This is a genomic window from Streptomyces sp. SYSU D01066-1, assembly GCF_054956795.1.
Genome location: NZ_JBUDHV010000040.1, coordinates 1 through 22001 on the forward strand (window position 1 = coordinate 1; position 22001 = coordinate 22001).

Annotated in this window: 16 protein-coding genes; 12 read left to right on the plus strand and 4 right to left on the minus strand. The window is 73.8% G+C overall.

Going from position 1 to position 22001, the window contains the following annotated elements:
- From infB to ACY1JF_RS27085, 6 genes are all read left to right on the plus strand, one after another.
- The coding region (infB, locus tag ACY1JF_RS27060) for a translation initiation factor IF-2 (RefSeq protein ID WP_462707879.1) at positions 1-2696 on the plus strand (2696 nt) is incomplete at its 5' end.
- A 153-nt stretch (positions 2697-2849) separates the two neighbouring features.
- Positions 2850-3143, plus strand: coding sequence for a DUF503 domain-containing protein (locus tag ACY1JF_RS27065; RefSeq protein ID WP_462707941.1), 294 nt, complete (start codon positions 2850-2852; stop codon positions 3141-3143).
- 43 nt (positions 3144-3186) lie between these two features.
- Complete coding sequence (gene rbfA / locus ACY1JF_RS27070) at positions 3187-3660, plus strand: 30S ribosome-binding factor RbfA (protein ID WP_462707880.1); 474 nt, start codon at positions 3187-3189, stop codon at positions 3658-3660.
- Entirely contained in the window at positions 3657-4562 is a 906-nt protein-coding gene (gene truB, locus ACY1JF_RS27075) for a tRNA pseudouridine(55) synthase TruB (protein ID WP_462707881.1), read from the plus strand. Before rbfA ends, truB begins: the two co-directional genes overlap by 4 nt.
- A gap of 260 nt (positions 4563-4822) precedes the next feature.
- Positions 4823-8920, plus strand: a complete 4098-nt coding sequence (locus ACY1JF_RS27080) for a hypothetical protein (RefSeq protein ID WP_462707882.1) — start codon at positions 4823-4825, stop codon at positions 8918-8920.
- A gap of 128 nt (positions 8921-9048) precedes the next feature.
- Positions 9049-10005, plus strand: coding sequence for a bifunctional riboflavin kinase/FAD synthetase (locus ACY1JF_RS27085; RefSeq protein WP_462707883.1), 957 nt, complete (start codon positions 9049-9051; stop codon positions 10003-10005).
- An 88-nt stretch (positions 10006-10093) separates the two neighbouring features.
- On the opposite strand, the gene ACY1JF_RS27090 is transcribed toward ACY1JF_RS27085, so the two are convergent.
- The 4 genes from ACY1JF_RS27090 to eccE form a co-directional block, all read right to left on the minus strand.
- Entirely contained in the window at positions 10094-13042 is a 2949-nt protein-coding gene (locus tag ACY1JF_RS27090; protein WP_462707884.1) for an SCO5717 family growth-regulating ATPase, read from the minus strand.
- Positions 13043-13346: 304 nt separating this feature from the next.
- Complete coding sequence (locus ACY1JF_RS27095) at positions 13347-13664, minus strand: DUF397 domain-containing protein (protein ID WP_462707885.1); 318 nt, start codon at positions 13662-13664, stop codon at positions 13347-13349.
- A gap of 241 nt (positions 13665-13905) precedes the next feature.
- Positions 13906-14733 carry a hypothetical protein gene (locus ACY1JF_RS27100; protein WP_462707886.1) on the minus strand — a complete coding sequence of 276 codons (828 nt, stop codon included), beginning with the start codon at positions 14731-14733 and terminating at the stop codon, positions 13906-13908.
- Entirely contained in the window at positions 14733-16076 is a 1344-nt protein-coding gene (gene eccE / locus ACY1JF_RS27105) for a type VII secretion protein EccE (protein ID WP_462707887.1), read from the minus strand. Before eccE ends, ACY1JF_RS27100 begins: the two co-directional genes overlap by 1 nt.
- Positions 16077-16270: 194 nt before the next feature.
- Between eccE and eccB the strand changes: the two genes are divergently transcribed.
- The 6 genes from eccB to ACY1JF_RS27135 all read left to right on the plus strand — a co-directional run bounded on the left by eccB (position 16271) and on the right by ACY1JF_RS27135 (position 21945).
- Positions 16271-17830 carry a type VII secretion protein EccB gene (gene eccB, locus ACY1JF_RS27110; protein WP_462707888.1) on the plus strand — a complete coding sequence of 520 codons (1560 nt, stop codon included), beginning with the start codon at positions 16271-16273 and terminating at the stop codon, positions 17828-17830.
- Positions 17831-17885: 55 nt separating this feature from the next.
- Positions 17886-18221 carry a hypothetical protein gene (locus ACY1JF_RS27115; protein ID WP_462707889.1) on the plus strand — a complete coding sequence of 112 codons (336 nt, stop codon included), beginning with the start codon at positions 17886-17888 and terminating at the stop codon, positions 18219-18221.
- A 50-nt stretch (positions 18222-18271) separates the two neighbouring features.
- Positions 18272-19789: a putative T7SS-secreted protein gene (locus ACY1JF_RS27120; protein ID WP_462707890.1), complete on the plus strand. Its 1518-nt coding sequence runs from the start codon at positions 18272-18274 to the stop codon at positions 19787-19789.
- An 81-nt stretch (positions 19790-19870) separates the two neighbouring features.
- Positions 19871-21025 carry a hypothetical protein gene (locus ACY1JF_RS27125; protein ID WP_462707891.1) on the plus strand — a complete coding sequence of 385 codons (1155 nt, stop codon included), beginning with the start codon at positions 19871-19873 and terminating at the stop codon, positions 21023-21025.
- A 240-nt stretch (positions 21026-21265) separates the two neighbouring features.
- Complete coding sequence (locus ACY1JF_RS27130; RefSeq protein WP_189424222.1) at positions 21266-21586, plus strand: WXG100 family type VII secretion target; 321 nt, start codon at positions 21266-21268, stop codon at positions 21584-21586.
- Positions 21587-21651: 65 nt separating this feature from the next.
- A complete protein-coding gene (locus tag ACY1JF_RS27135; RefSeq protein ID WP_462707892.1) occupies positions 21652-21945 on the plus strand; it encodes a WXG100 family type VII secretion target in 294 nt (97 codons plus the stop codon).
- The last annotated feature ends 56 nt before the right edge of the window (positions 21946-22001 follow it).

Below are 22001 nucleotides of genomic sequence, written 5' to 3' on the forward strand. Positions count from 1 at the left end.
CGGGCCCCCGGCCCGCGCCGCGTCCGGCTCCGGCCGCGCCCGAGTTCACCGCGCCGCCCGCCGCGGCACCGGCCCCGTCCGGGCCGAGGCCCGGCGCGCGTCCCGGCGCCCCCAAGCCCGGCGGCCGGCCGTCCGGCCAGGGCCAGGGCCAGGGTCAGCAGGGCGGCGGTCAGGGCCGTTCCGGCGGTCCGCGTCCCGGTGCCCCGGCGGCGCGTCCCGGCGCCCGTCCGTCCGGCCCGCGCCCGGGCAACAACCCCTTCACCTCCGGCGGCAACGCCGGTATGGCCCGTCCGCAGTCCCCGCGCCCGCAGGGCGGCGGCCCGCGTCCCGGTCCCGGCGGTCCCGCCGGCGGCGGTCCGCGTCCGCAGGCCCCCGGCGGCCAGGGCGGCGGTCCCCGTCCCCAGGCTCCGGGCGGCAACCGTCCGACCCCGGGCTCGATGCCCCGTCCGCAGGGCGGCGCCGCGGGTCCGCGTCCCGGCGGCGGCCCGCGTCCCAACCCCGGCATGATGCCGCAGCGTCCCGCTGCCGGCCCGCGTCCGGGCCCCGGCGGCGGCGGTCGCGGACCCGGCGGTGCCGGTCGTCCCGGCGGTGCCGGTCGTCCGGGTGGCGGCGGTTTCGCCGGCCGTCCCGGTGGCGGCGGCGGCGGTGCCGGTCGTCCCGGTGGCGGCGGCGGCTTCGCCGGCCGTCCCGGCGGTGGCGGCGGCTTCGGCGGCGGCGGTGGCCGTCCCGGCTTCGGCGGCCGTCCCGGCGGCCCCGGTGGCCGTGGTGGCACGCAGGGCGCCTTCGGCCGTCCCGGCGGTCCCGCGCGTCGCGGCCGCAAGTCGAAGCGGCAGAGGCGCCAGGAGTACGAGGCCATGCAGGCCCCGTCGGTCGGCGGCGTGATGCTGCCCCGCGGCAACGGCGAGACCATCCGCCTGTCGCGTGGTGCCTCGCTCACCGACTTCGCGGAGAAGATCAACGCCAACCCGGCGTCGCTCGTCGCGGTCATGATGAACCTCGGCGAGATGGTCACGGCCACGCAGTCCGTCTCCGACGAGACGCTCCAGCTCCTCGCCGACGAGATGAACTACACGGTTCAGATCGTCAGCCCGGAGGAGGAGGACCGCGAGCTGCTCGAGTCCTTCGACCTGGAGTTCGGCGAGGACGAGGGCTCCGAGGAGGACCTGGTCGTCCGTCCGCCGGTGGTGACCGTCATGGGTCACGTCGACCACGGCAAGACCCGACTGCTCGACGCCATCCGCAAGACGAACGTCATCGCGGGCGAGGCCGGCGGCATCACCCAGCACATCGGTGCCTACCAGGTCGCGACCGAGGTCAACGACGAAGAGCGCAAGATCACCTTCATCGACACCCCGGGTCACGAGGCGTTCACCGCCATGCGTGCCCGTGGTGCCCGGTCGACGGACATCGCGATCCTGGTCGTCGCGGCCAACGACGGCGTCATGCCGCAGACGGTCGAGGCGCTCAACCACGCCAAGGCGGCCGACGTCCCGATCGTCGTCGCGGTCAACAAGATCGACGTCGAGGGCGCCGACCCGACCAAGGTGCGCGGTCAGCTGACCGAGTACGGCCTGGTGGCCGAGGAGTACGGCGGCGACACCATGTTCGTCGACATCTCCGCCAAGCAGGGTCTGCACATCGACTCGCTCCTTGAGGCCGTGATCCTCACGGCCGACGCCTCGCTCGACCTGCGGGCCAACCCGCACCAGGACGCGCAGGGCATCTCGATCGAGTCCCGGCTCGACCGCGGCCGCGGTGCCGTGGCGACGGTCCTCGTGCAGCGAGGCACGCTGCGGGTCGGCGACACGATGGTGGTGGGCGACGCCTACGGCCGCGTCCGCGCCATGCTCGACGACAACGGCAACAACGTGCCCGAGGCGGGCCCGTCGACGCCGGTCCAGGTCCTCGGCCTGACCAACGTCCCGGGCGCCGGCGACAACTTCATCGTGGTCGAGGAGGACCGTACGGCCCGCCAGATCGCGGAGAAGCGCGCCGCCCGCGAGCGCAACGCCGCGTTCGCCAAGCGCACCCGCCGCGTCTCCCTGGAGGACCTGGACAAGGTGCTCAAGGCCGGCGAGGTCCAGCAGCTCAACCTGATCATCAAGGGTGACGCTTCCGGTTCCGTCGAGGCCCTGGAGTCCTCCCTGCTCCAGCTGGACGTCGGCGAAGAGGTCGACATCCGCGTCCTGCACCGCGGCGTCGGCGCGGTCACGGAGTCCGACATCGACCTGGCGATGGGCTCCGACGCCATCGTGATCGGCTTCAACGTGCGCGCCGCCGGGCGTGCCGCGCAGATGGCCGAGCGCGAGGGCGTGGACGTCCGGTACTACTCGGTCATCTACCAGGCGATCGAGGAGATCGAGGCGGCCCTCAAGGGCATGCTCAAGCCGGAGTACGAAGAGGTCGAGCTGGGTACGGCGGAGATCCGCGAGGTCTTCCGCTCGTCCAAGCTGGGCAACATCGCGGGTGTCCTCATCCGCTCCGGCGAGGTCAGGCGCAACACCAAGGCACGCCTCATCCGCGACGGCAAGGTCATCGCGGAGAACCTCAACATCGAGGGTCTGCGCCGCTTCAAGGACGACGTCACCGAGATCCGCGAAGGCTTCGAGGGCGGTATCAACCTCGGGAACTTCAACGACATCAAGGTCGACGACGTCATCGCGACGTACGAGATGCGCGAGAAGCCGCGGGTGTGACAGCCCCGTCTTCTCCAGACGGCGCGGTCCGGGGCCGGTCGGCGGAAGCAATATCCGTCGATCGGCCCCGGCCGTTCGTTGTACGGTTCTGATGTCCCCGCCCCACGGACGGCGGGGCCATCGATCCCGGACCGGCGGGTGAACCGGTTGCACATGTATGTGGGGACGCTGTCCTTCGACCTCCTCCTCGGCGACGTACATTCGCTGAAGGAGAAGCGGTCCGTCGTCCGCCCGATCGTCGCCGAACTCCAGCGGAAGTACGCGGTGAGCGCGGCGGAGGTGGATCACATGGACCTCCATCGCCGGGCCGTCATCGGTCTGGCCCTGGTGTCCGGCGACGCCGGGCACCTCAGTGACGTGCTCGACCGGTGCGAACGGCTGGTCGCCGGCCGCCCCGAAGTGGAGCTGCTGTCCGTCCGACGGCGCTTCCACGGCGACGACGACTGACCCCAAGAACGAGATCGACCAGGAAAGAACGGGAGACGGACCAGTGGCCGACAACGCGCGGGCCAAGAGGCTGGCGGACCTCATCCGGGAAGTGGTGGCCCAGAAGCTGCAGCGCGGGATCAAGGACCCGCGGCTCGGCTCCCACGTCACCATCACGGACACCCGGGTCACGGGTGACCTCCGGGAGGCGACCGTCTTCTACACGGTCTACGGCGACGACGAGGAGCGGCAGGCCGCCGCGGCGGGCCTGGAGAGCGCCAAGGGCATCCTGCGCTCCGAGGTCGGCAAGGCGGCCGGGGTGAAGTTCACCCCGACCCTCGCCTTCGTCATGGACGCCCTCCCGGACACCGCCCGGACCATCGAGGACCTCCTCGACAAGGCACGGCAGTCCGACGCCAAGGTGCGCGAGGCGTCCGCGGGCGCCCGCTACGCCGGCGAGGCGGACCCGTACCGCAAGCCGGGCGAGGACGACGACACGGCCGACGAGGCCGACGGGACGGACGACACCGCTAAATGACCGACAAGCACACCACGCCCGACGGCCTTGTCATCGTCGACAAGCCGTCGGGCTTCACTTCGCACGACGTCGTCGCCAAGATGCGCGGCATCGCCCGCACGCGGCGCGTCGGGCACGCCGGCACGCTCGACCCGATGGCGACGGGCGTCCTGGTCCTCGGCGTGGAGCGGGCCACCAAGCTCCTGGGGCACCTCGCCCTGACCGAGAAGGAGTACGTGGGGACCGTCCGGCTCGGCCAGACCACCCTGACCGACGACGCCGAGGGCGAGATCACGGGGTCGGCCGACGCCTCGAAGGTCACCCGCGACGCCATCGACGCGGGGATCGCCGAGCTGACCGGCGCCATCATGCAGGTGCCGTCCAAGGTCAGCGCCATCAAGATCAACGGCGTGCGCTCCTACAAGCGGGCGCGCGAGGGCGAGGAGTTCGACATCCCGGCCCGGCCGGTCACCGTCTCCTCCTTCCAGGTGTACGACGTGAGGGAGGCGGTCGCCGAGGACGGCACCCCGGTCCTGGACCTGGTGGTGTCGGTGGTCTGCTCCTCCGGTACGTACATCCGCGCGCTCGCCCGTGACCTCGGCGCCGGCCTCGGCGTCGGCGGCCACCTGACCGCGCTGCGCCGCACCCGGGTCGGGCCGTACAAGCTGGACGCCGCGCGGACGCTGGACCAGCTCCAGCAGGAGCTGCAGGTCATGCCGGTCGCCGAGGCGGCCGGGGCCGCCTTCCCGCGCTGGGACGTGGACGAGCGGCGGGCCCGCCTGCTCGCCAACGGGGTGCGGCTGGAGATGCCCGAGGTCTACGCGGGCGCCGGCGCGGTGGCCGTCTTCGGCCCCGGGGGCACTCTGCTCGCACTGGTCGAGGAGCAGCGGGGCAAGGCGAAGAGCCTGGCCGTCTTCGGCTGAGGAAGGCGCGAAGGGGACCGGGAGCGATCGTCCGTGGAGCGGCGGACACGGGGTCGTCCTCGCCGCCGCTCCACGGTCCCCCTCGGTTCCCCCACCCCTAGGGTTATCCAAAGGGGCCCCTCTGTTCACCCGTCCGGGCAGGCGCTCGGAGTGAACCGGGGGAGCACAAGGGGGCGCGTTCCCCACGCGATCTGTCCCGCTGATCATCACCCGCCTACCGTCGGACCCGGAGCACGGCGTACGGCGGGGGAGGTTCGACGATGGCGTCGCGGAACCGGAGGACAAGGGCGTCGCGGGACCTGACGGCGGTGACGTCGCGGGACCGGAACGAGGGTGGCGCGGCGTCGCCGGACGGGGCCGCGCCGGGCGGCGGGCCGCCGGCCGCCGGCGGTCCGCCCCCGGCCCCGGCCGGACCCGCCCTGGTCCAGGTCCACGACCTGGCCGGGCGCCCCCGCGGCACGGGATTCGTCGCCGACCGCCACGGCACGGTCGTCACCAGCCACGAGGCCGTCGACGGCCTGCCCCGGCTGGTCCTCCACGGCGCCCGTGACCGGCACTGCACCGTGACCGCGGACGCGGTCATCCCGCTGCCCGGCCTGGACCTCGCCCTGGTCCGCACCGAGGGCCTGGGGCTGGCCCCGCTGCCCCTCACCACGGGGGACGGCCCCACCGCCGGGAGCTACGTGCGGATCGCCGCCGGCGGCTGGCGCGAGGCACGGGTGCTCGGCACCGCCGACGTGACGTACACGTCCACCGAAGGCTTCCACTTCATCGGCGACGCGCTGGAACTGGCCGTCGGCACCCTGGGCCGGGACGCGCTGCGGCTGGGCGGCGGGGCGGCCGGGGGGCCGGTGCTCGACGCCACGACCGGGGCCGTGGTCGGCGTCCTCGGCACCGCGCTGCGGTCCGGCCACAGCGACCTCGGCTTCGCCGTGCCGCTGCGCCCCGGCCACGTCCCCGGCCCGCTCGCCGAGCTGTTCGCCGAGAACGCGGCGACGGTCCCGGCGTACGGCGCCGACCTCAACCTGGCCGGGGTGCTGGAGCTGACGGCAGCCTCGGTCCGCCCCAACCGGCCGGCGGGCGCCCGGGCGCGGGGTGCCGGCACCGTCCGTCCGGCGCCACCGGCCGAACGGGAGCTGCCGGCACGGGAGTTCGCCGCCTTCGCGGAGGGCCCGGCGTACGTCCTCGGCCTCGTCGGCGCCCCCGGCAGCGGCCGTACGACGGAGCTGGCGGCCCTCGCCGACCGCCGCGGCCGGGGCCCGCGGCCCGCCCCGACGCTGTGGCTGCGGGGAGCGGACCTGCGGGACGACGACGCGTCCGTGGCGGACGCGGCGGGGCGGGCGCTGGCCCGGGCGGCGCGGACCGTGGCCGCGGCCGGGGGACCGGGCGGGCTGAACGGGTTCGGCGGGGTGCGGGTCGCTCCTCCGGGGGCGGGGGGCGCCGACGCGGGGACGCCGGGAGAGGCGGAGGAGCCGCGGAGCGCCGGGGGAGCGGAGCGGCTCGGCTCCGGGGACCGCGTGGCGGAGACTCCCGACGGGCGGCGGGGCCTCGGAGATCCGGCGGGGCCGGCAGGTCTGACGGGGCCGGAAGTTCCCGGTGGTCGCGTAGGTTCCGTAGGGCCCGGTGGTCGCGTAGGCCCCGGCGGTCCGGTGAGTCCGGTCGGTCCCGGTGATCCCGTGGGCCCCGGAGACCGTGTAGGTCCCGGAGACCGCGTAGGCCCCGGCGATCCCGGTGATCCCGCAGGCCCCGCAGGCCCCGGTGGCCCCGCAGGCCCCGGCGGCCCCGCAGGCCCCGGCGGTCCGGTGAGTCCGGTCGGTCCCGGTGATACCGGGCTCGGGGATGTCTCCCCGGGGCGGTTGGCCCGGCTGGCCCGGGCGGCCGGCCGTCCTCTGCTCCTGGTCCTGGACGGGCCCGAGGAGATGCCGCCGGGACTGCACCGGCGGCTGGCCGAGTGGAGCGAGGGCACGGCGGCCTGGCTGCGGCGGACGGGCACCCGGCTGATCGTGGCGTGCCGCGCCGAGTACTGGGAGCGGGCGGGTACGGAGTTCCCCCGCGACCTGCTGTACCGGCCCGCGGCCTCCCCCTCCCCCTCCCCGGCCCCGCCCCGCGTCCTGCTGGGCGACCTGACCGACGACGAGGCACGGCGGGTCCGGGCACGGCTCGGCGTGCCGGACGGCGCGCTCGCGGACGCCGACGCCCGCCACCCCCTCACCCTCCGCCTGTACTCCGAGGTCCGCACGGCCCTGGGCGACCCCCCGCCCACCACCGGCGCCGAAGGCCCCGCCCCCCTGAGCCGCGACGACGTGTTCGCGGCCCACCTCGACCTGGTCTGCCTGCGGATCGCGACCCGCCTGGCCGCGGAGAACGGCCTGTCCGGCCGGGACGTGCGGCGCCTCGCGGCGAAGGTGTCCGGGCAGGTCCACGAGGCCGCCCGGCGCAGCCTCGCCCCGGGGGAGGGGGCGCTGGACCGGGAGTCGTTCGAGGCGCTGTTCCCCCGGGGGCCGGGCCCGGCCCACCTCGGCGGCACCTCGGGCTGGGCGTCCGCCGTCCTCGCCGAGGGCCTCCTGGTGCCCGCGGGCAGCGGCTACCGCTTCGGGCACGAGGAACTCGCCGACTGGCTCCAGGGCCTCCACCTCGACCTGGACGAGGCCCTGCGCGCCCTCGTCCACCAGCGCCGCCCCCGCGGCACCGAGTCCTTTGGCCCGCCCGTGCCGCACCACCGCGCCGGCCCCGTCGTCGAGGCCCTGCTCCACCTCGCCCGCCAGCACGGTGCCCCCCGGCTCGCCGCCCGGCTCGAGGAGCTGGCCCACGCCCTGGACGCCGACCCGTACTCCTGGTGGGCCGCCCGGCTGCTGGCCGGGGCGCTGGCCCGGGTACCCGACCCGGTGCCGTACGCGGAGGTGCTGCGCCGGCTCGCCGACGCGGCCGTGGCCCGGCGGGAGGAAGGGCGGCCGGTGCCGCGCGAGTTCGGGCCGGCCTTCTGGACGGCCCTGCCGCTGCCGGACGACCTCCGCCTCGACCTGCTCCGCCGGCTGGTCCGCGCCGACGGACCCCCGCACGAGCCGGGCCCCCGGCACCTCGACGCGGTCGCCGCCCTGCTCGCGGCCGGCCCCGAGACCGTACAGCCGCTCCTGATCCGCTGGTTCGACGACGAACGGCCGCTGCCCGCCGCGCCGCACGCCACCGTGGCCACGGCCGCGCAGGCGCTGCTGCACACCCACCGGCACCGGGCCCCCGACGACCTCGTCGAGGCGCTCGTGGACAGCGCGCACCCCCGGGCCGGCGAACTGCTCGCCGTCCTCGCCGAGGAGGAACCCTCCGCCCTGTGCCGCGCCGCCGACCGGTGGGCCCGCGACGAGCGCCACGCCCGGCGCGCGGCGGCCCTGACGTACGGGCTGCGCGCCGCGCCGCACGCGAGCGACGAGACCGACCGCCGACTGCTGCGCTACGCCGCCCTCGCCCTGCTGGTCCGCTCCGCCGACAGCCCGCTGCACGGCGCCGCCCTGGCCCTGCTCGTGCACGACCCCGACAGCCGCGACCGCCACCTGGAACGGGCGGTGCGCCACTTCGCGGCCGGCGACCCGTACCTGCCGCCGAGCGCGATGGCCGTCGCCCTGCCCACCCATCCGGAGCCGGTCCTGGCCGCCTTCCGGGCCCGGCTGCGCGGCCCGGACGCCGGGGAGGCGCTACGCAGACTCGCCGACGCGGCCACCCCGGGGCTGGCCGGCCGGATCGCGGAGGTGGTGGCGGAAGCCGTCGCGGAGCGCCCCGAGACCGCCGGACACGTCGCCGCGTACGTGGACCGGCGGCTCGGGCAGGACCCGCGTGCCGCCCGCGAGACACTCCTGCCGCTGGCCGGCGGGCTGCTGACCGGCGGCCCCGAGCCGGTGCGCACCGCACTCGCCACCGTGCTGGGCGCCCCCGGCACCAGCGCCTGCGCCTCCCTCCGCGCGGAGCTGCGCGAACTCCTCCTGGAACACGAACGCGACCCCGCCGTGCTGGACGCACTGCTGCGCGCCGCGGTCCTCCCGGGCGACGGACCGGGCGGTGAACCTGCCGACGGACCGGGTGACGGGCCAGGAGACGGTCCGTTCGACGGACCGGCCGGCGGACCGGGCCACGGACCGTCCGACGGACTGCGCACCCTGGTCCGGCGCACCGGCCTCCGGCTGGTCCGCACCCCCGAGGGCGCCGCCCGCTTCGACACCGCCCTGGTCACCTTCGCCCGGCAGGTCCCCGGCTTCGCCGCCCACCTGGCCGGCTGGCTGTCCAGCGCCCCCGAGGAGTGGGCGGGACTGGTCGGCCCCGGCACCCGCCGGACCGTCGAGAGCCTGGCCGGCCTGGGCGTTCCCGCGTGAGGCCGGGGCCGGCCGCGCGCGCCCGGTGACATTCCATGCCGATGCGGGCCGCGGGCGGGCGGCATGGCACCCTTAGACCTGCGGAAGCGGCAAGGTTCTCGACGAGTTTGCGACAAGGAGCAGACACAGTGCAGCGCTGGCGTGGCTTGGAGGACATCCCCGAGGACTGGGGACGCAGCGTCGTCACCATCGGCTCCTACGACGGCGTCCACCGCGGGCACCAGCTGATCATCCGGCACGCGGTGGACCGGGCCCGCGCGCTCGGCGTCCCGGCCGTCGTCGTCACCTTCGACCCGCACCCCAGCGAGGTCGTCCGCCCCGGCAGCCACCCCCCCCTGCTGGCCCCGCACCACCGCCGCGCCGAACTCTGCGCCGAACTGGGCGTGGACGCGGTCCTCATCCTGCCCTTCACCAAGGAGTTCTCGAACCTCTCCCCGGCCGACTTCGTGGTCAAGGTCCTGGTCGACAAGCTGCACGCCAAGGCGGTCGTCGAGGGCCCCAACTTCCGCTTCGGCCACAAGGCCGCCGGGAACGTCGACTTCCTCGCCGAACAGGGCCGCGTCTACGACTTCGAGGTCGAGGTCGTCGACCTGTACGTGACCGGTGACGCGGGCGACGGGCAGCCCTTCTCCTCGACCCTGACCCGGCGCCTGGTCGCCGAGGGCGACGTCCGCGGCGCCGCCGAGATCCTCGGCCGCCCGCACCGCGTGGAGGGCGTCGTCGTCCGCGGCGCCCAGCGCGGCCGCCAACTGGGCTTCCCCACGGCCAACGTCGAGCCCCTCCCGCACACCGCCGTCCCGGCCGACGGCGTCTACGCCGGCTGGCTGCACGCGGCCGGCGAGGCGATGCCGGCCGCGATCTCGGTCGGCACCAACCCGCAGTTCGAGGGCACCGAGCGCACGGTGGAGGCGTACGCCATCGACCGCGTCGGCCTCGACCTGTACGGCCTGCACGTCGCCGTCGACTTCCTGGCCTTCGTACGGGGGCAGGCGAGGTTCGACACGCTGGACGCGCTGCTGGAGCAGATGAGCGAGGACGTCAAGGCGTGCCGGGAACTGGTGGCGGAGGCGGAGAAGCGGTCCTAGCCAGGGACGCGGCGGCGTCCACCGCGGGGCACGGACCACAGGGCCCGTACCGGCTTCACACCGGTACGGGCCCTGTGGTCCGTGTGCGCTACTGCTGCTGCGGCGGCTGCCCCGGCTGCTGATACGGAGGCTGCGGGGCGTACCCGGGCTGCGGACCGGTCTGCCAGGGCTGACCGGGCTGCGTACCGGGAGGCGCCTGGTACGGCTGTCCGCCCGGCGTCGGGTATCCCGGCATCGGCGGAGCCATGGTCGGCGGCGGGTTGCCGTCCGACGTCCACAGGCCCTGCTCCTGCTGGGCCCGCACGAAGTCCTCGGCCACCTTCGTGGCCAGGTCGAAGTAGGCCTCCCGGACCTTGGGCCGCATCATGTCGAGGTCGACCTCGGCGCCCGCCGCCAGGTGCTCGTCGAACGGGACGACGACCACGCCCCGGCAGCGCTGCTCGAAGTGGGTGACGATGTCCTCGACCTTGATCATCTTGCCGGTCTCGCGCACCCCGGAGATCACGGTGAGGGACCGGGAGACCAGGGACGCGTACCCGTGCGCGGACAGCCAGTCCAGCGTCGTGCTGGCGCTGCTCGCGCCGTCCACCGACGGTGTCGAGATGATGATCAGCTGATCGGCGAGGTCGAGCACGCCGCGCATGGCGCTGTAGAGCAGTCCGGTGCCCGAGTCCGTGAGGATGATCGGGTACTGCTTGCCCAGTACGTCGATCGCGCGCCGGTAGTCCTCGTCGTTGAAGGTCGTGGAGACGGCCGGGTCCACGTCGTTGGCGATGATCTCCAGGCCCGACGGCGCCTGCGAGGTGAAGCGGCGGATGTCCATGTACGAGTTGAGGTACGGGATCGCCTGGACCAGGTCGCGGATGGTGGCGCCGGTCTCCCGCCGCACCCGGCGGCCGAGCGTGCCGGCGTCCGGGTTGGCGTCGATGGCCAGGATCTTGTCCTGCCGCTCGCTGGCGAGGGTGGAGCCGAGCGCGGTCGTCGTGGTCGTCTTGCCCACGCCGCCCTTCAGACTGATGACCGCGATCCGGTAGCAGGACAGCACCGGGGTGCGGATGAGGTCGATCTTGCGCTGCCGCTCCAGCTCCTCCTTGCGGCCACCGAGCTTGAACCGCGACCCACCGGGGGTGGGACGGCTGCTCTTGGCCTTCTGCTTCCTGCTGTTGACCAGCCGGTCGGAGGTCAGCTCGACGGCCGCGTTGTAACCGAGCGGTGCTCCCGGGCTGACCTGCTCCCGCTGGTCGTGCTGCATGGCCTGCGGATAGGGGGCGCCGGTACGGGGGTCCACGCCGGGCTGTCCGGCCGGCTGGCCGTAGGGGTACTGGGGCTGCGGCGGCTGCCCCGGCGCACCGGGCGTCCCCGGTGCCTGGGGGTGTCCCTGCTGCGGGGGTACCGGCTGGCCCTGCTGCCCCGGCTGGGCGGGCGGCTGCTGCGGATAGCCGTAGCCCTGCGGGGTCGGCTGCGGGGGCTGCGGCGGGAAGCCGTAACCGGGCTGCGGAGGCTGGTGCGGGTAGCCGTAGCCCGGCGGTGGCGCGGGTGTGTGCTGCGGCGGGAAGCCGTAGCCGCCCTGCGGCGGCTGGGGCGCGGACTGCCGGGGGAAGCCGTAGCCCCCCTGCGGCGACTGGGGGGCGCCGAAGGTGCCTTGAGGGGCCGCCGGCGTAGGCGGTCCCGGCGGCTGGGAGGCGGCCGGCCAGCCGGGCGGCGCGGCTTGCGCAGCACCCGGCTGGGCGGCGGCCGGCTGGCCGGACGCTGACGGGTCGGCGGCCGGTGCGGGGTACGGCTGTGGCTGCGACGGCTGTCCGTCCGCCGTCGGCCACGGCTGGGCGGCGGACGGCGCCGGGGCGGCCGGGGGCATGGGCGCACCGCCGGTGGCGGCCGACGGGAACTGCGGCGGAAGGGGCGGAACGGCACCTTCCGGCGCCGGCGGGGGCCGCCAGCCGGACGCCGGGTCCTGCTGTGAGCCCTGTTCCGGCTCCGGTGCCGGGTGCTGGGCGGCCGGATCGTCGCCGGACGGCTCGGCACTGTCGGCTTCGGCCTCGTCGTCCGCCGCGTCCTCAGCGGTTATGCCCCCGGCGGCAGGCGGCTCCTGCTGTCCGTCCGCGGCCCCGGCGCTGCCCTCGGTCCGGTCGCCCTCGGTCCGGTCGCCTTCGGTCCCGGTGTCCTCGGCCTCGGTGTCCCGGCCGGGCGTGCCGTCCTCTTCGGTCCCGGACGCGGTGTCCGGCGTACCGGGAACGGCCGTCGTTCCGGTGTCCGTCGAGGGCTGCGGGGCGCCGGGGGGCGTGGCCCCGTCGGCGGGGCCGGTGGCGGACGAGGCCGCCTCCGCCGGGGTGTCGGCGGGGGCGGGTCCGCTGTCCGCGGGCTCACCGGACGCCGGGGCGGCGGCCCGGGGGTCGCCGGGGGCCTGGGCACCGTACGGCCCGGGGGCGGCGGGGGGCGTCGGAGCCGCGGGCTCCGCCGAAGGGGCGCCCGGTGCGGGCGGGGTGACGGTCGGATAGGGCCGGCCGACCGGCGGGGGAGGTGCGACGGGGGTCGCGCCCACGGGCGGCGGGGGCGGCATGGGGGTCGCGCCCACGGGCGGCGAAGGGGGCATGGGGGTCGCGTCCGCCGGCCCCGGCGGTGTCGCCGGCACGGGGCCGAAGCCCCCGCCCGGGACCGGGGGCTGACCCGGGCCGGGTCCCGGAACGGCGCCCTGCCCGTGGCCCGCCGGGGAACCGGGGAACGGCCCCTGGCCGGGCGCGGGCGCCTGCCCGGGGTGGGCCCCGTACCCGGGGGCGGTCCCCTGGCCCGGGACCGCCGGCGGTGTGCCTCCCGCCGTCGTGGTCGCGGGCGCGGAACCGGACGTGCCGGCGGGAGGGTTGTGTGCGGGGGCGGGAGCGGATGGCTGCCCGCCGCCCGTCGACGAACTCTGCGTGTACCAGGCAGGCGCGGCGTAGTCGATGGTGAACTCGCCCGTCACCTCGACGGCCGATTCCGCGTCGGACTGGTCATCGCTGGGCGTGGTCCAGCCCACGCGCATCCCGTCCCGATCGCTGTGCACAATTCCTCCTGGTGTGGTCGAGCACCCTCGTGCCGTTCAGGCACTCACGTGCCGGGCTGGGGGCGACCGTTCCTGTCGTCCGATCCGTCTGGCTCTCCCCCGGACGCGAACAACCCACCCGTGGGTTCTGACGCCGCACCCGCCTCAAGCGTAAACGCCCTGGCGTCCGGTGGGGCAGGCCCGTCCGCCGAGCGTCCGCGCCCACGGGACCGCCGTCTCCCTCAGGAGCCGTCCTCCCGGCCGGTGCTGCTCCTGAGGGCCTGGTGCGCCGCGCCATGACGTGGACGGAACCGGACAGTCGGTGTCATTCCGTCGGCGTACCGCCGTTGTGCGGAGCGGGCTCCAGGTCGAACTCGCCGTCCCGGGCCCCGAGGACGAACGCCCGCCACTCCGCCTCCGTGTACCGCAGTACGGTGTCCGGGTCGAGCGACGACCGCATGGCCACCGCGCCCTCGGGGAGGTAGGCGATCTCGACGCGCTCCTCGTGCTCCTCCGTGCCGGGCGCGCTGTGCCACTCGACACCCGAGATGTCCAGGGCGTACAGCTCGTCCCGTTCCCTCTCCTTGCGGGCCCTGACGTCCTCGTCCGGCGTCCCCGCGGTGCTGTCCTGTGCGTCGGCCATGGTCAAAGGGCCCCTTTCGGTGATCGGGCGACATGCACGGTCACCTTACTTGTCCCCCGCCGGCCCGCACGGACGAACAGCCGGGGTCCCAACACGCGTGGGAAACGGCCCTGTTCGCCGTACCAGCGCGGTGACAGGGGCGTCCGGCGCACACCGAGGGGCGCTGCCGTCCACCCGCTGCCGCGGCCGTTCATCCCTGGGAGTGCCGAACGGCGCTCCCGGCACGCGGTGGGGAGCCCGCTCAGTCCATCCGGCGCGGGGCCCCGAGGAGCCCGGTCTCCGCGTCGGTCGGCTGGGTCATGACGTACTGCCGGTGCTTCTGCGTGCACCACAGGGCCACGCTGTCGGACAGGGACGGCAGGGACGTGACGTCGTCCCGGCCCAGCCGCATCACCTTGCCGACGATGTCGGACTCCTGCGGTGAGATCCGCTGCACCCCGACGACGTCGGCGGCGGACAGCAGCCGGGGCGCGGTGGGACCGAGATAGGGGAGCAGCGTCAGCACCGACTGCCAGGGCGCCGTGGTGAGACGGCTGCGCGGCGGACGGATGCCCAGGTCGCGGATGATCAGCACCGGACTGGCCGGAGACGGACCCTGGGGGGCGATCCGCCCCACGGGATGCACCGTCACGCACTGCTGGCCGCCGCCGGCCGCCTGCGCCATCGGCGACCACAGCTGGGGACGTGCCGTCTCCACGGCCACCCGCGCGCCGATCGCCGCCGCGCGCAGGGCGATGACCTGGGCCATCCAGGTGCCGCCCACCAGCACGATGTCCAGCCGGGTGGGCCTGCACAGCCCCAGCACCGCGGGCTGGTTGTCGGGGTCTATGCCCAGGACCATGCCGTCGTCCCCGACGGGGAGGCTCAGCTGCGACAGCGTGCCGGCGTCCACGAGGTGGCGCTCGCGCCGGGGACCGAGCAGACCGAAGGCGGCCCGCAGGCGCCGCTGCGGTCCGTGCCGGGCGGGGTCGGGGTTGCGGGGCAGATGTCCCGCGCGCTGCCCGGGGAAGCCCGACGTCCCCGAGCCGAAGCCGGAACGGCCGGTGGCCGAAGCGGTGGGAGCGGGCATCAGCGGGTACCTCCCAGCGGCAGGGTGGCCAGGACTCCGGGCAGCTGCTCGCGGTCGAGCCGGACCAGGCCGATCCGGAACGCGGCGGCGGAGCGCTCCAGGTGCTGGGCGGCCTCGCCCAGTTCGTTCTCGCCGCGACCGGTCAGGCGCACGTGCCCGGACAGGGCCACGAGCGGGCCCCGGCGCTTGCTGATGGTCAGCGAGAAGGTGCTGGCCAGCGCGGGGGAGGAGGTCAGCGCGCCGACCAGCTGCGGCAGCGGTGACGCCCCGCCGCCGATCTGCGGCCACCGGGAGATCCAGTACGTGGTGTGCCAGCGGTCGTCGCAGCGCCAGGCGCGGGAGGTCTCGGCGGTACGGCGGTTGGAGCGGCTGCCGTCCAGCGCGGCACCGCCGGTGGTGGCCAGCGGGTTGACGCAGCTGGAGGTGGCGACGGCCGCGACGACCTCCGACTCGCTCAGCACCTTGGCCTTCAGCCCGGCCCCCAGCAGCCGGCTGGCCAACTGGTCGGCGACCCGCTGCAGTGCCCGCCTGGCTCCCTGCATACCGCCGCCGCGGGCCGCCACGGCCTCCGGGCACAGCTCGGGGTCGAGCTTGAGCGCGACCCAGGTCAGGCGCAGGCCCGGCGTCATGCTCTGCGCCTGCAACGGCCCGTAGGAACGGACGGCCATGGCCTGCGGCGGCAGGTGCGGGGCGGGCGCGGGCTGGGTGTGCTGGACGACCTGCACGGAGGCGAGCCGGATGTCGTCCACCTCCAGCAGCCCCTGGAGCAGGTCGAGGGGGATGTCCCGGGTGCCGGCGGCGGGACGCAGCGGGATGTCGGCGGCCTCCACCTGCACCAGGGCACTGAGGAAGGTGCCGTCGCCGACCATGCCGATCTCACGCTGCTCACGGTCGTGGAAGGCGTAGGTGCGCAGCGCCGGGTCGCACTCGACGGCCGGGGCGAAGCCGGGGTCCGTACCGGGCGGCACGGGCTCGGAGTTGCGCTTGCGCCGGTCCCGCAGGGCACGGGCGGTGGCGAACCACTCGGGCAGCGGACGTCCGCGCCGGCGCAGCAGCCCGGCCAGGACCAGCGGCACGGCCACGACGATCCCGACGGTGAGACCGATGGGGCGCAGCAGCCAGCCGATCAGGAGCACCGCGGCGGCCAGTTCGAAGCCCACCAGCTGCTGGACCCGGATGGGCCCGATGCTGCCGGGGCGCCGGGCGAGCGAGGGCGTGGCCGGGGCGGTGCGGCCGGCGGGCGCGGACGGGGTCCGCGCCGGTTCCGGCGGCCCTTGCGGACCCTGGCTCTCCCCTGTGCGACGGCCGCCGTTTCGGCGCCGAGACCTGGTCGCAGTGCTCATCCCCCGGAACAACCCCTTTGCATTGTCTGGCCGCGACTTGAGCTGGCGGCGCACCACGGTACCCCGTACCGTACGGTGCGATCGTCACACGGCATAGTAGGGGCCCCTGCGGGAGCAAACGCCACAGAACGGTGGGCGGATCCGGGGGATTCCGTAAACGGCAGCGAAGTGGAAAACGGGGAGTTGACCGATCGATGGCGACACGTAGGGATGAGCTGAACGCCTACTCCTTCGCGCGCAGGCGCACGGTGGCGGCGTTTCTCCAGCCCTCCCCGCACGGTTCAGAGGAAGGCGCGCCGCGCCCCTTCAAGACCGTCCTGCCGAGTCTCGGTGTGGCGACGCTCATCGTCATCGGTTTCGGCGCGTGGGGGATGCTCAGTCCGACGGCGCCGAAGGGCTGGGACGAGGAGGGCAAGAACATCCTCGTCGGCAGCGAGTCGACGACCCGCTACGTCCTCGTGCGCACCAAGGGAGAGGACAAGCCCAGCCTGCACCCGGTGCTCAACCTGGCCTCCGCCAAGCTGCTCCTCAAGGGCGACAACCCGCAGGTCATCAAGATCAAGGAGTCGGTGCTCGACGAGAGCAAGTACGCCATGGGCGCCACCGTCGGCATCCCCTTCGCACCGGACCGCCTCCCCTCCTCCGAGGACGCCGAGACGGTCAAGGTCTGGGCCCTGTGCGAGGCGCCGGGCAAGGGTGAGGAGAACCAGCCGGTCAAGGCCTCCTACGTACTGGACCAGTCCGACTACACCGCCCTGCTGCACAAGGGCGGCAACGAGCTGGAGCAGGACGAGGCCCTGTACGTGGAGGGACCGGCCGACGCCGGCGGGTCCGCCCCGCGGTACATGGTGACCTCCGACGGCCGGGCCTATCTGATGGGCGGCAAGGACTGGAAGCTCCGGACGGAGGCGGGCATCAAGACGCTGGAGCGCGCCGTCTTCGGCGACGGCGTCTCGCCGCAGAAGGTCAGCGCCGAGTTCATCAGCACGCTGAACGTGGTGGGCGCCCTCGACTTCCCGAACCTGGACGGTGTGGGCACGCAGGCGGAGGTCGAGGGCCTCGACCCCAGCCTGTCCAAGGTGGGTCTGGTCGTCGAGGCGCCGTCGGGCCTCGGCAAGCAGAAGTACATCGTGCTCAAGGACCGGGTCCAGCCCGTCTCCGACTTCACGGCCCAGCTGTGGCTGCGCAGCCCGTGGGTGGAGGGCGTCTACGGCGCCGAGAACCCGGAGGCGGTGGAGGTCACCTTCAACGACATCCAGCCGGCCGACGGCGAGTGGATGTCCGAGGCCAACTTCCCCAAGGAGCCGGTCGCCCAGGCCAACACGCACTGGGAGGAGGGCGGCAACAAGGTCTCGTGCAGCGTCTGGCACGGCAAGGACGACCAGTACACCGGCCTGCCCAAGATGACCGTCTGGACCGGCCGGGAGTACCCGAAGGACGTCTCCCAGAGCGGTTCCAGCACCTACGTCTCGCCCGGCAGCGGCCTGCTGTTCAAGCGGCTGACCGGGACCGACGCCGGCGGCGGCAACGTCTACCTGGTCACCGACACCGGCCTGCGGTACTCGGTCCCCGCGACCAACGACAGCCAGGTGACCGGCGGCGAGAAGGCCGAGGGCGAGAAGACCAACACCGCGCAGGTCAGGCTCGGCTACGACAAGATCACCCCGGTGTCGGTCCCGGCGGCCTGGGCGGACCTGCTGGCCGCGGGCCCGGAACTGAGCAGCGGGAACGCGCAGCAGGCGCAGGGATCGTAGCGGGCCCTGCCTGAAAGGTCGGGCGAGGAGGCTGTGCGCATTCGTCCACAGCCGCTTGTCGGCCGCCGGCATCGCGGAGACGCTCGGCCACGGTCAGGACGGCGGTGAGGTCCAGCTCGTCAGCCTTCCCGCCGGCCCGGCCGTCGTTCACATCGCCGGGTCCCGCGCCGTGTGGCAGCTCACCGACGGGGAGCAGGAGAGGTTCTTCGTACGTGTCGAAGTGTGGGTGCCCTTCCCCCGGGACGACCGGATCCTGCTCCTGTGCCTGAGCACCGCCGACGTCCAGGACCTGTTTCACTACCAGGCGGTCCTGGCCGACATCGCCGACACGGTGTCCTTCGGCGACGCGGTGCCGGACGGTGATGCTCCGCGGGCCCGCGCCTTCGGATGACCCCGTCGAGGGAGGACGTACGGCATGGCCGTGTCGAGAGGAACGTACGGATGAGCACGCAGACCTACGACGCGCTCGGATTCGACCCGGCGCCCGGCGCGCCGGGCGCGGTCCAGCAGCTCGTCACCACGCTCAGCAAGGTGGGCAACCAGCTGAACGACGCCCACGGCACGCTCACGCGCGTGGGGAAGGCCGACGGCATCTGGGAGGGCGACGCCGCCCGAGGCTTCGCCGAGAAGGCCGGGGAACTGCCGAGGTACCTCGCCGACGGGTACGGTTCGCTGCTGGAGGCCGCGCGGGCCTTGCACGCCTGGCAGTCACAGCTGACCGACTTCCAGACGCTCGCCGCCCGCTACGAGGAGGAGGCCGAGGAGGCCCGCCGCGTGCTGAAGCGGGCGGAGGCCGACCCCGATCTGTTACTGGCCGGCCGGACCTTCGACACCGAGGCGGCCTTGAACGACGCCCAGCAACGCCTCGACCGCGCCGCCCGACGGGTCGACGAGGCCACCCAGGCACTGAACACCGTCATCAAGAAGGCCCAGACCCTGCTCGGTGACCACGAGGCGGCCGCGCGCACCGCCGCCGAGGCCGTCCGAAGGGCCGCCGAACGAGCCCCGGACCAGCCGGGCCTCTTCGACCGCTTCCTGGATGGCCTCAACGGCCTCGGCGACGCGATCGAGGAGCTCGCCGGGGACATCTGGGAGTGGGTGCAACAGCACGCCGACACGATCTACGAGATCGGTGACTGGCTCGGTTACGCCAGCGCGGCCTGCGACGTCCTGGCGGTCATCTTCTCGGAGACGATCGTCGGCGCCGTCGCCTTCGAGGCCATCGGCATGGTCCTCAACGGCGGCGCGCTCGCCGCGCACGCCATCGGTTGGGCAGCCGGCTCCAAGAAGGGGAACTGGCTGGACATCGGGCTGGACATCGCGGGGTTCGTGCCCTTCGGGGACCTGGCGCGGGTGGGCAAGGTCGGGTTGGGGGCTTTCAAGGGCGTCAAGATCCCGTTGAACGTCCTGGAGGCCGGATCGAGAGCCGCCGACTCCCTCGAACGTGCCGACGACATCGTCGAGGCGGTCGGCGGCAGCGCCGTGCGGACCGTCGAGGAACAGGGCATGCGGGCCTTCGGCGTCGTCGGGCGGAAGATCGACGCGGTCAAGATCACCGCCGATACGTTCGAGGACCGTCTGGGCGTGGCCGTGGCCCGGCACTTCGGAGATGCCAACCTCTACCAGGCCGCGAGCGGACGGCTCGGCGGTGTCCTCGACCGTGTGGTGCCGAGCCTCGTCGAGCACACGCCACTGGGACGAATACCGGCGCTCGCGGACTCGGTCAAGTCGGTCGCGGACGACGCGGGGAATGTTCGGCAGTACGTGGACCCCCGCTCCTGGACTGCCCGCGGGTACGAGGCGGTCACCGGCACGCACAACCTGTACAAGGAAGGCGTGCGCCTTGTGACGGAGGACGTCCAGTACGGCTCCGAGAGGTTCCACGAGAGCGTCGACAGCGCCCGGGAGAGTGTCGACGAGTTCACCGGGCGGGTGGCCGCCGCCAACCCGTTCGGGTGAGCACCGGCCCGGCAAGGGCATCGGGACACGGGGCGGCGACATCAGTCTCGGCCGGCACCCACCGACGTAACTTGGATGAGCATGCACCAGACAGATCCGGCGTGGGGCCCACGCCCTCCCAAGTCCGCAGTCCGGCTGTGGAGCCGGTACGTCTTCCAGTGGCTGTGGGGTGTGCTGTACGCGATCGGCTGGATCCTGACCCCTGTCCTCAGCGCGATCCTGGAGGCCGTCCACACCGCGTCAGGGGGTCCTCGGACCCGTCCGCCCCGGCGTATCTGGCTGAGCCGTGCACGGCTGCGGCGCGAGCGGAGTACGGATCACGGCGCGGTGGAGGCGCGCTTGCGGGAGCGGCTCACCATCCTCCCGGCCGCCGACGGCCGCCCGGCGGACACCCCGCGGACCCTTCAGGTGGACGACAGCTACTACCGGCAGATCGGTGCGACCAGGGCGTTGCAGATCGCGCGGGAGCACGGCTGGCACCTGCCCGAGGACACCGCGCGCTACGCACCGACGTGGCTGGTGCTCCGCCGGCCGGCGGAACCCTCGGAACAGCGGCGGCGGCCACAGCCTCTCCCGCAGGAAACACGGTTGTGGGCGCCCGAACCGGACACCACAGCCGGTCCGTACACGCCGATTCCGGCCGTCAGGCATTCCATCGCGGGCGAGATGGGCGAGTCGATCCGCCTCTGGGCCGCGGGCGGCCAGGCGGCACCCGTCGCACGGATCGGCGTAGAGCGGAGCGACAGGGCCGACAAGACACCCCGCGCGCCGTTCACGCTCTGGGGAGGTCCTGACGGAGGCCCGCTGTGCTCCGTACTGCCCGTCGGCCGGGGGACGTACGACGTGTCCGCCGCTGACGGTACGCCGCTCGCCCGCGTCACGCGCCGCCCGGGCCGCCTCCTATTGGGTCCCCGCAGGGTCCGTTGGACGGTGGAGCCGGCCACTGCCGCGGGGCCGGTCACCGGCAAGGTCGGTACCTGGCACTCATGGTTGACGTACTACTTCACGTTCCCACTCTGGGCGGTCCTCTGGCTCTGCGTGGCGGTGTACTCGCTCATCAACGGAGACGGCGACGACATCCACGTCAGGGGCCCGAGCCGCACCCGCTGGCGTGGTCCGGGCGCGGGTACGGCCATGGAGTACCGGGGACTGAACAAGGTCTACCACCTCGATCCTCAGCACCTGGACGTCCGAGTCGCCTACGCCCAGGCGTACCTCCATTCCCGGGACCGCTGACCGTGCGCTTCCGGAGCGGCGACGATCGGCACCGGCGAGGTGGCCTTGCCAACTAACGCGTGAAGGACCTGCGTTGAGCGCTTCGCGATCTCACTACATGTCCAATCTCCTGTTCGCTCTGTCAGTGGATGCGTTTAGAGTGGACCCAGATCAGACTGGATACGACTGTCGCCGCGAGGCGGCGGTCGTGCCGTGTTTGCGGATCCAACCAGTACTTCTACGTCTCATGGGGGACACAGCATGGCTGGACAGCAGTTCACCATGACCGAGGAGGAGATGGTCGCGTTCAGCGGTCGCATCTCCTCGGTCAACTCCTCGATTCAGTCCGAGATCCGTCGGCTGCAGACCGTGATCGACACCATCACGGGCGGCTGGAAGGGCTCGGCGGCCACGGCCTACAACAACCTGCAGTCGCAGGTGAACCAGGATGCGAACAAGATCAACCAGATCTTGAACGACATCAAGGAAGCCGTCGACCAGAGCACCAAGGCTTACGCGGCTTCGGAAGAGGAGCAGCGCTCGTCCATCCAGAGCATCGCTGCCCAGTCCCCGTTCGGGTGATCGGCCCCGTGCGCCGCGGCGCACGGCCGTGACCGACCACCGACATCACTGAGGAGACACAAGACATGTCCGGGCAGATCCTCGTCAATTTCCAGACGATCTCCCAGGCCGCCCAGGACGTCCGCTCGACGGCGAACAACATCCGCCGTCAGCTGGACGAACTGGAGGCCGGTGTGAAGAAGATCGCCGCCAGCTGGGAAGGCCAGGCGCAGGAGGCCTACCAGGCCAAGCAGACCGAGTGGGACCAGCGCGCCAGCTCCATGCAGCAGACGCTGGAGGCCATCGCCAAGGCCCTCGACGGTGCCGCGCAGAACTACCAGGCCACCGAGCAGAAGAACGCCGCCATCTGGGGCGGCTGACGTGATCGCTCGATGGGGGCGGGTGCGCGACGGCGTGCTCGCCCCCATCGGCGGTT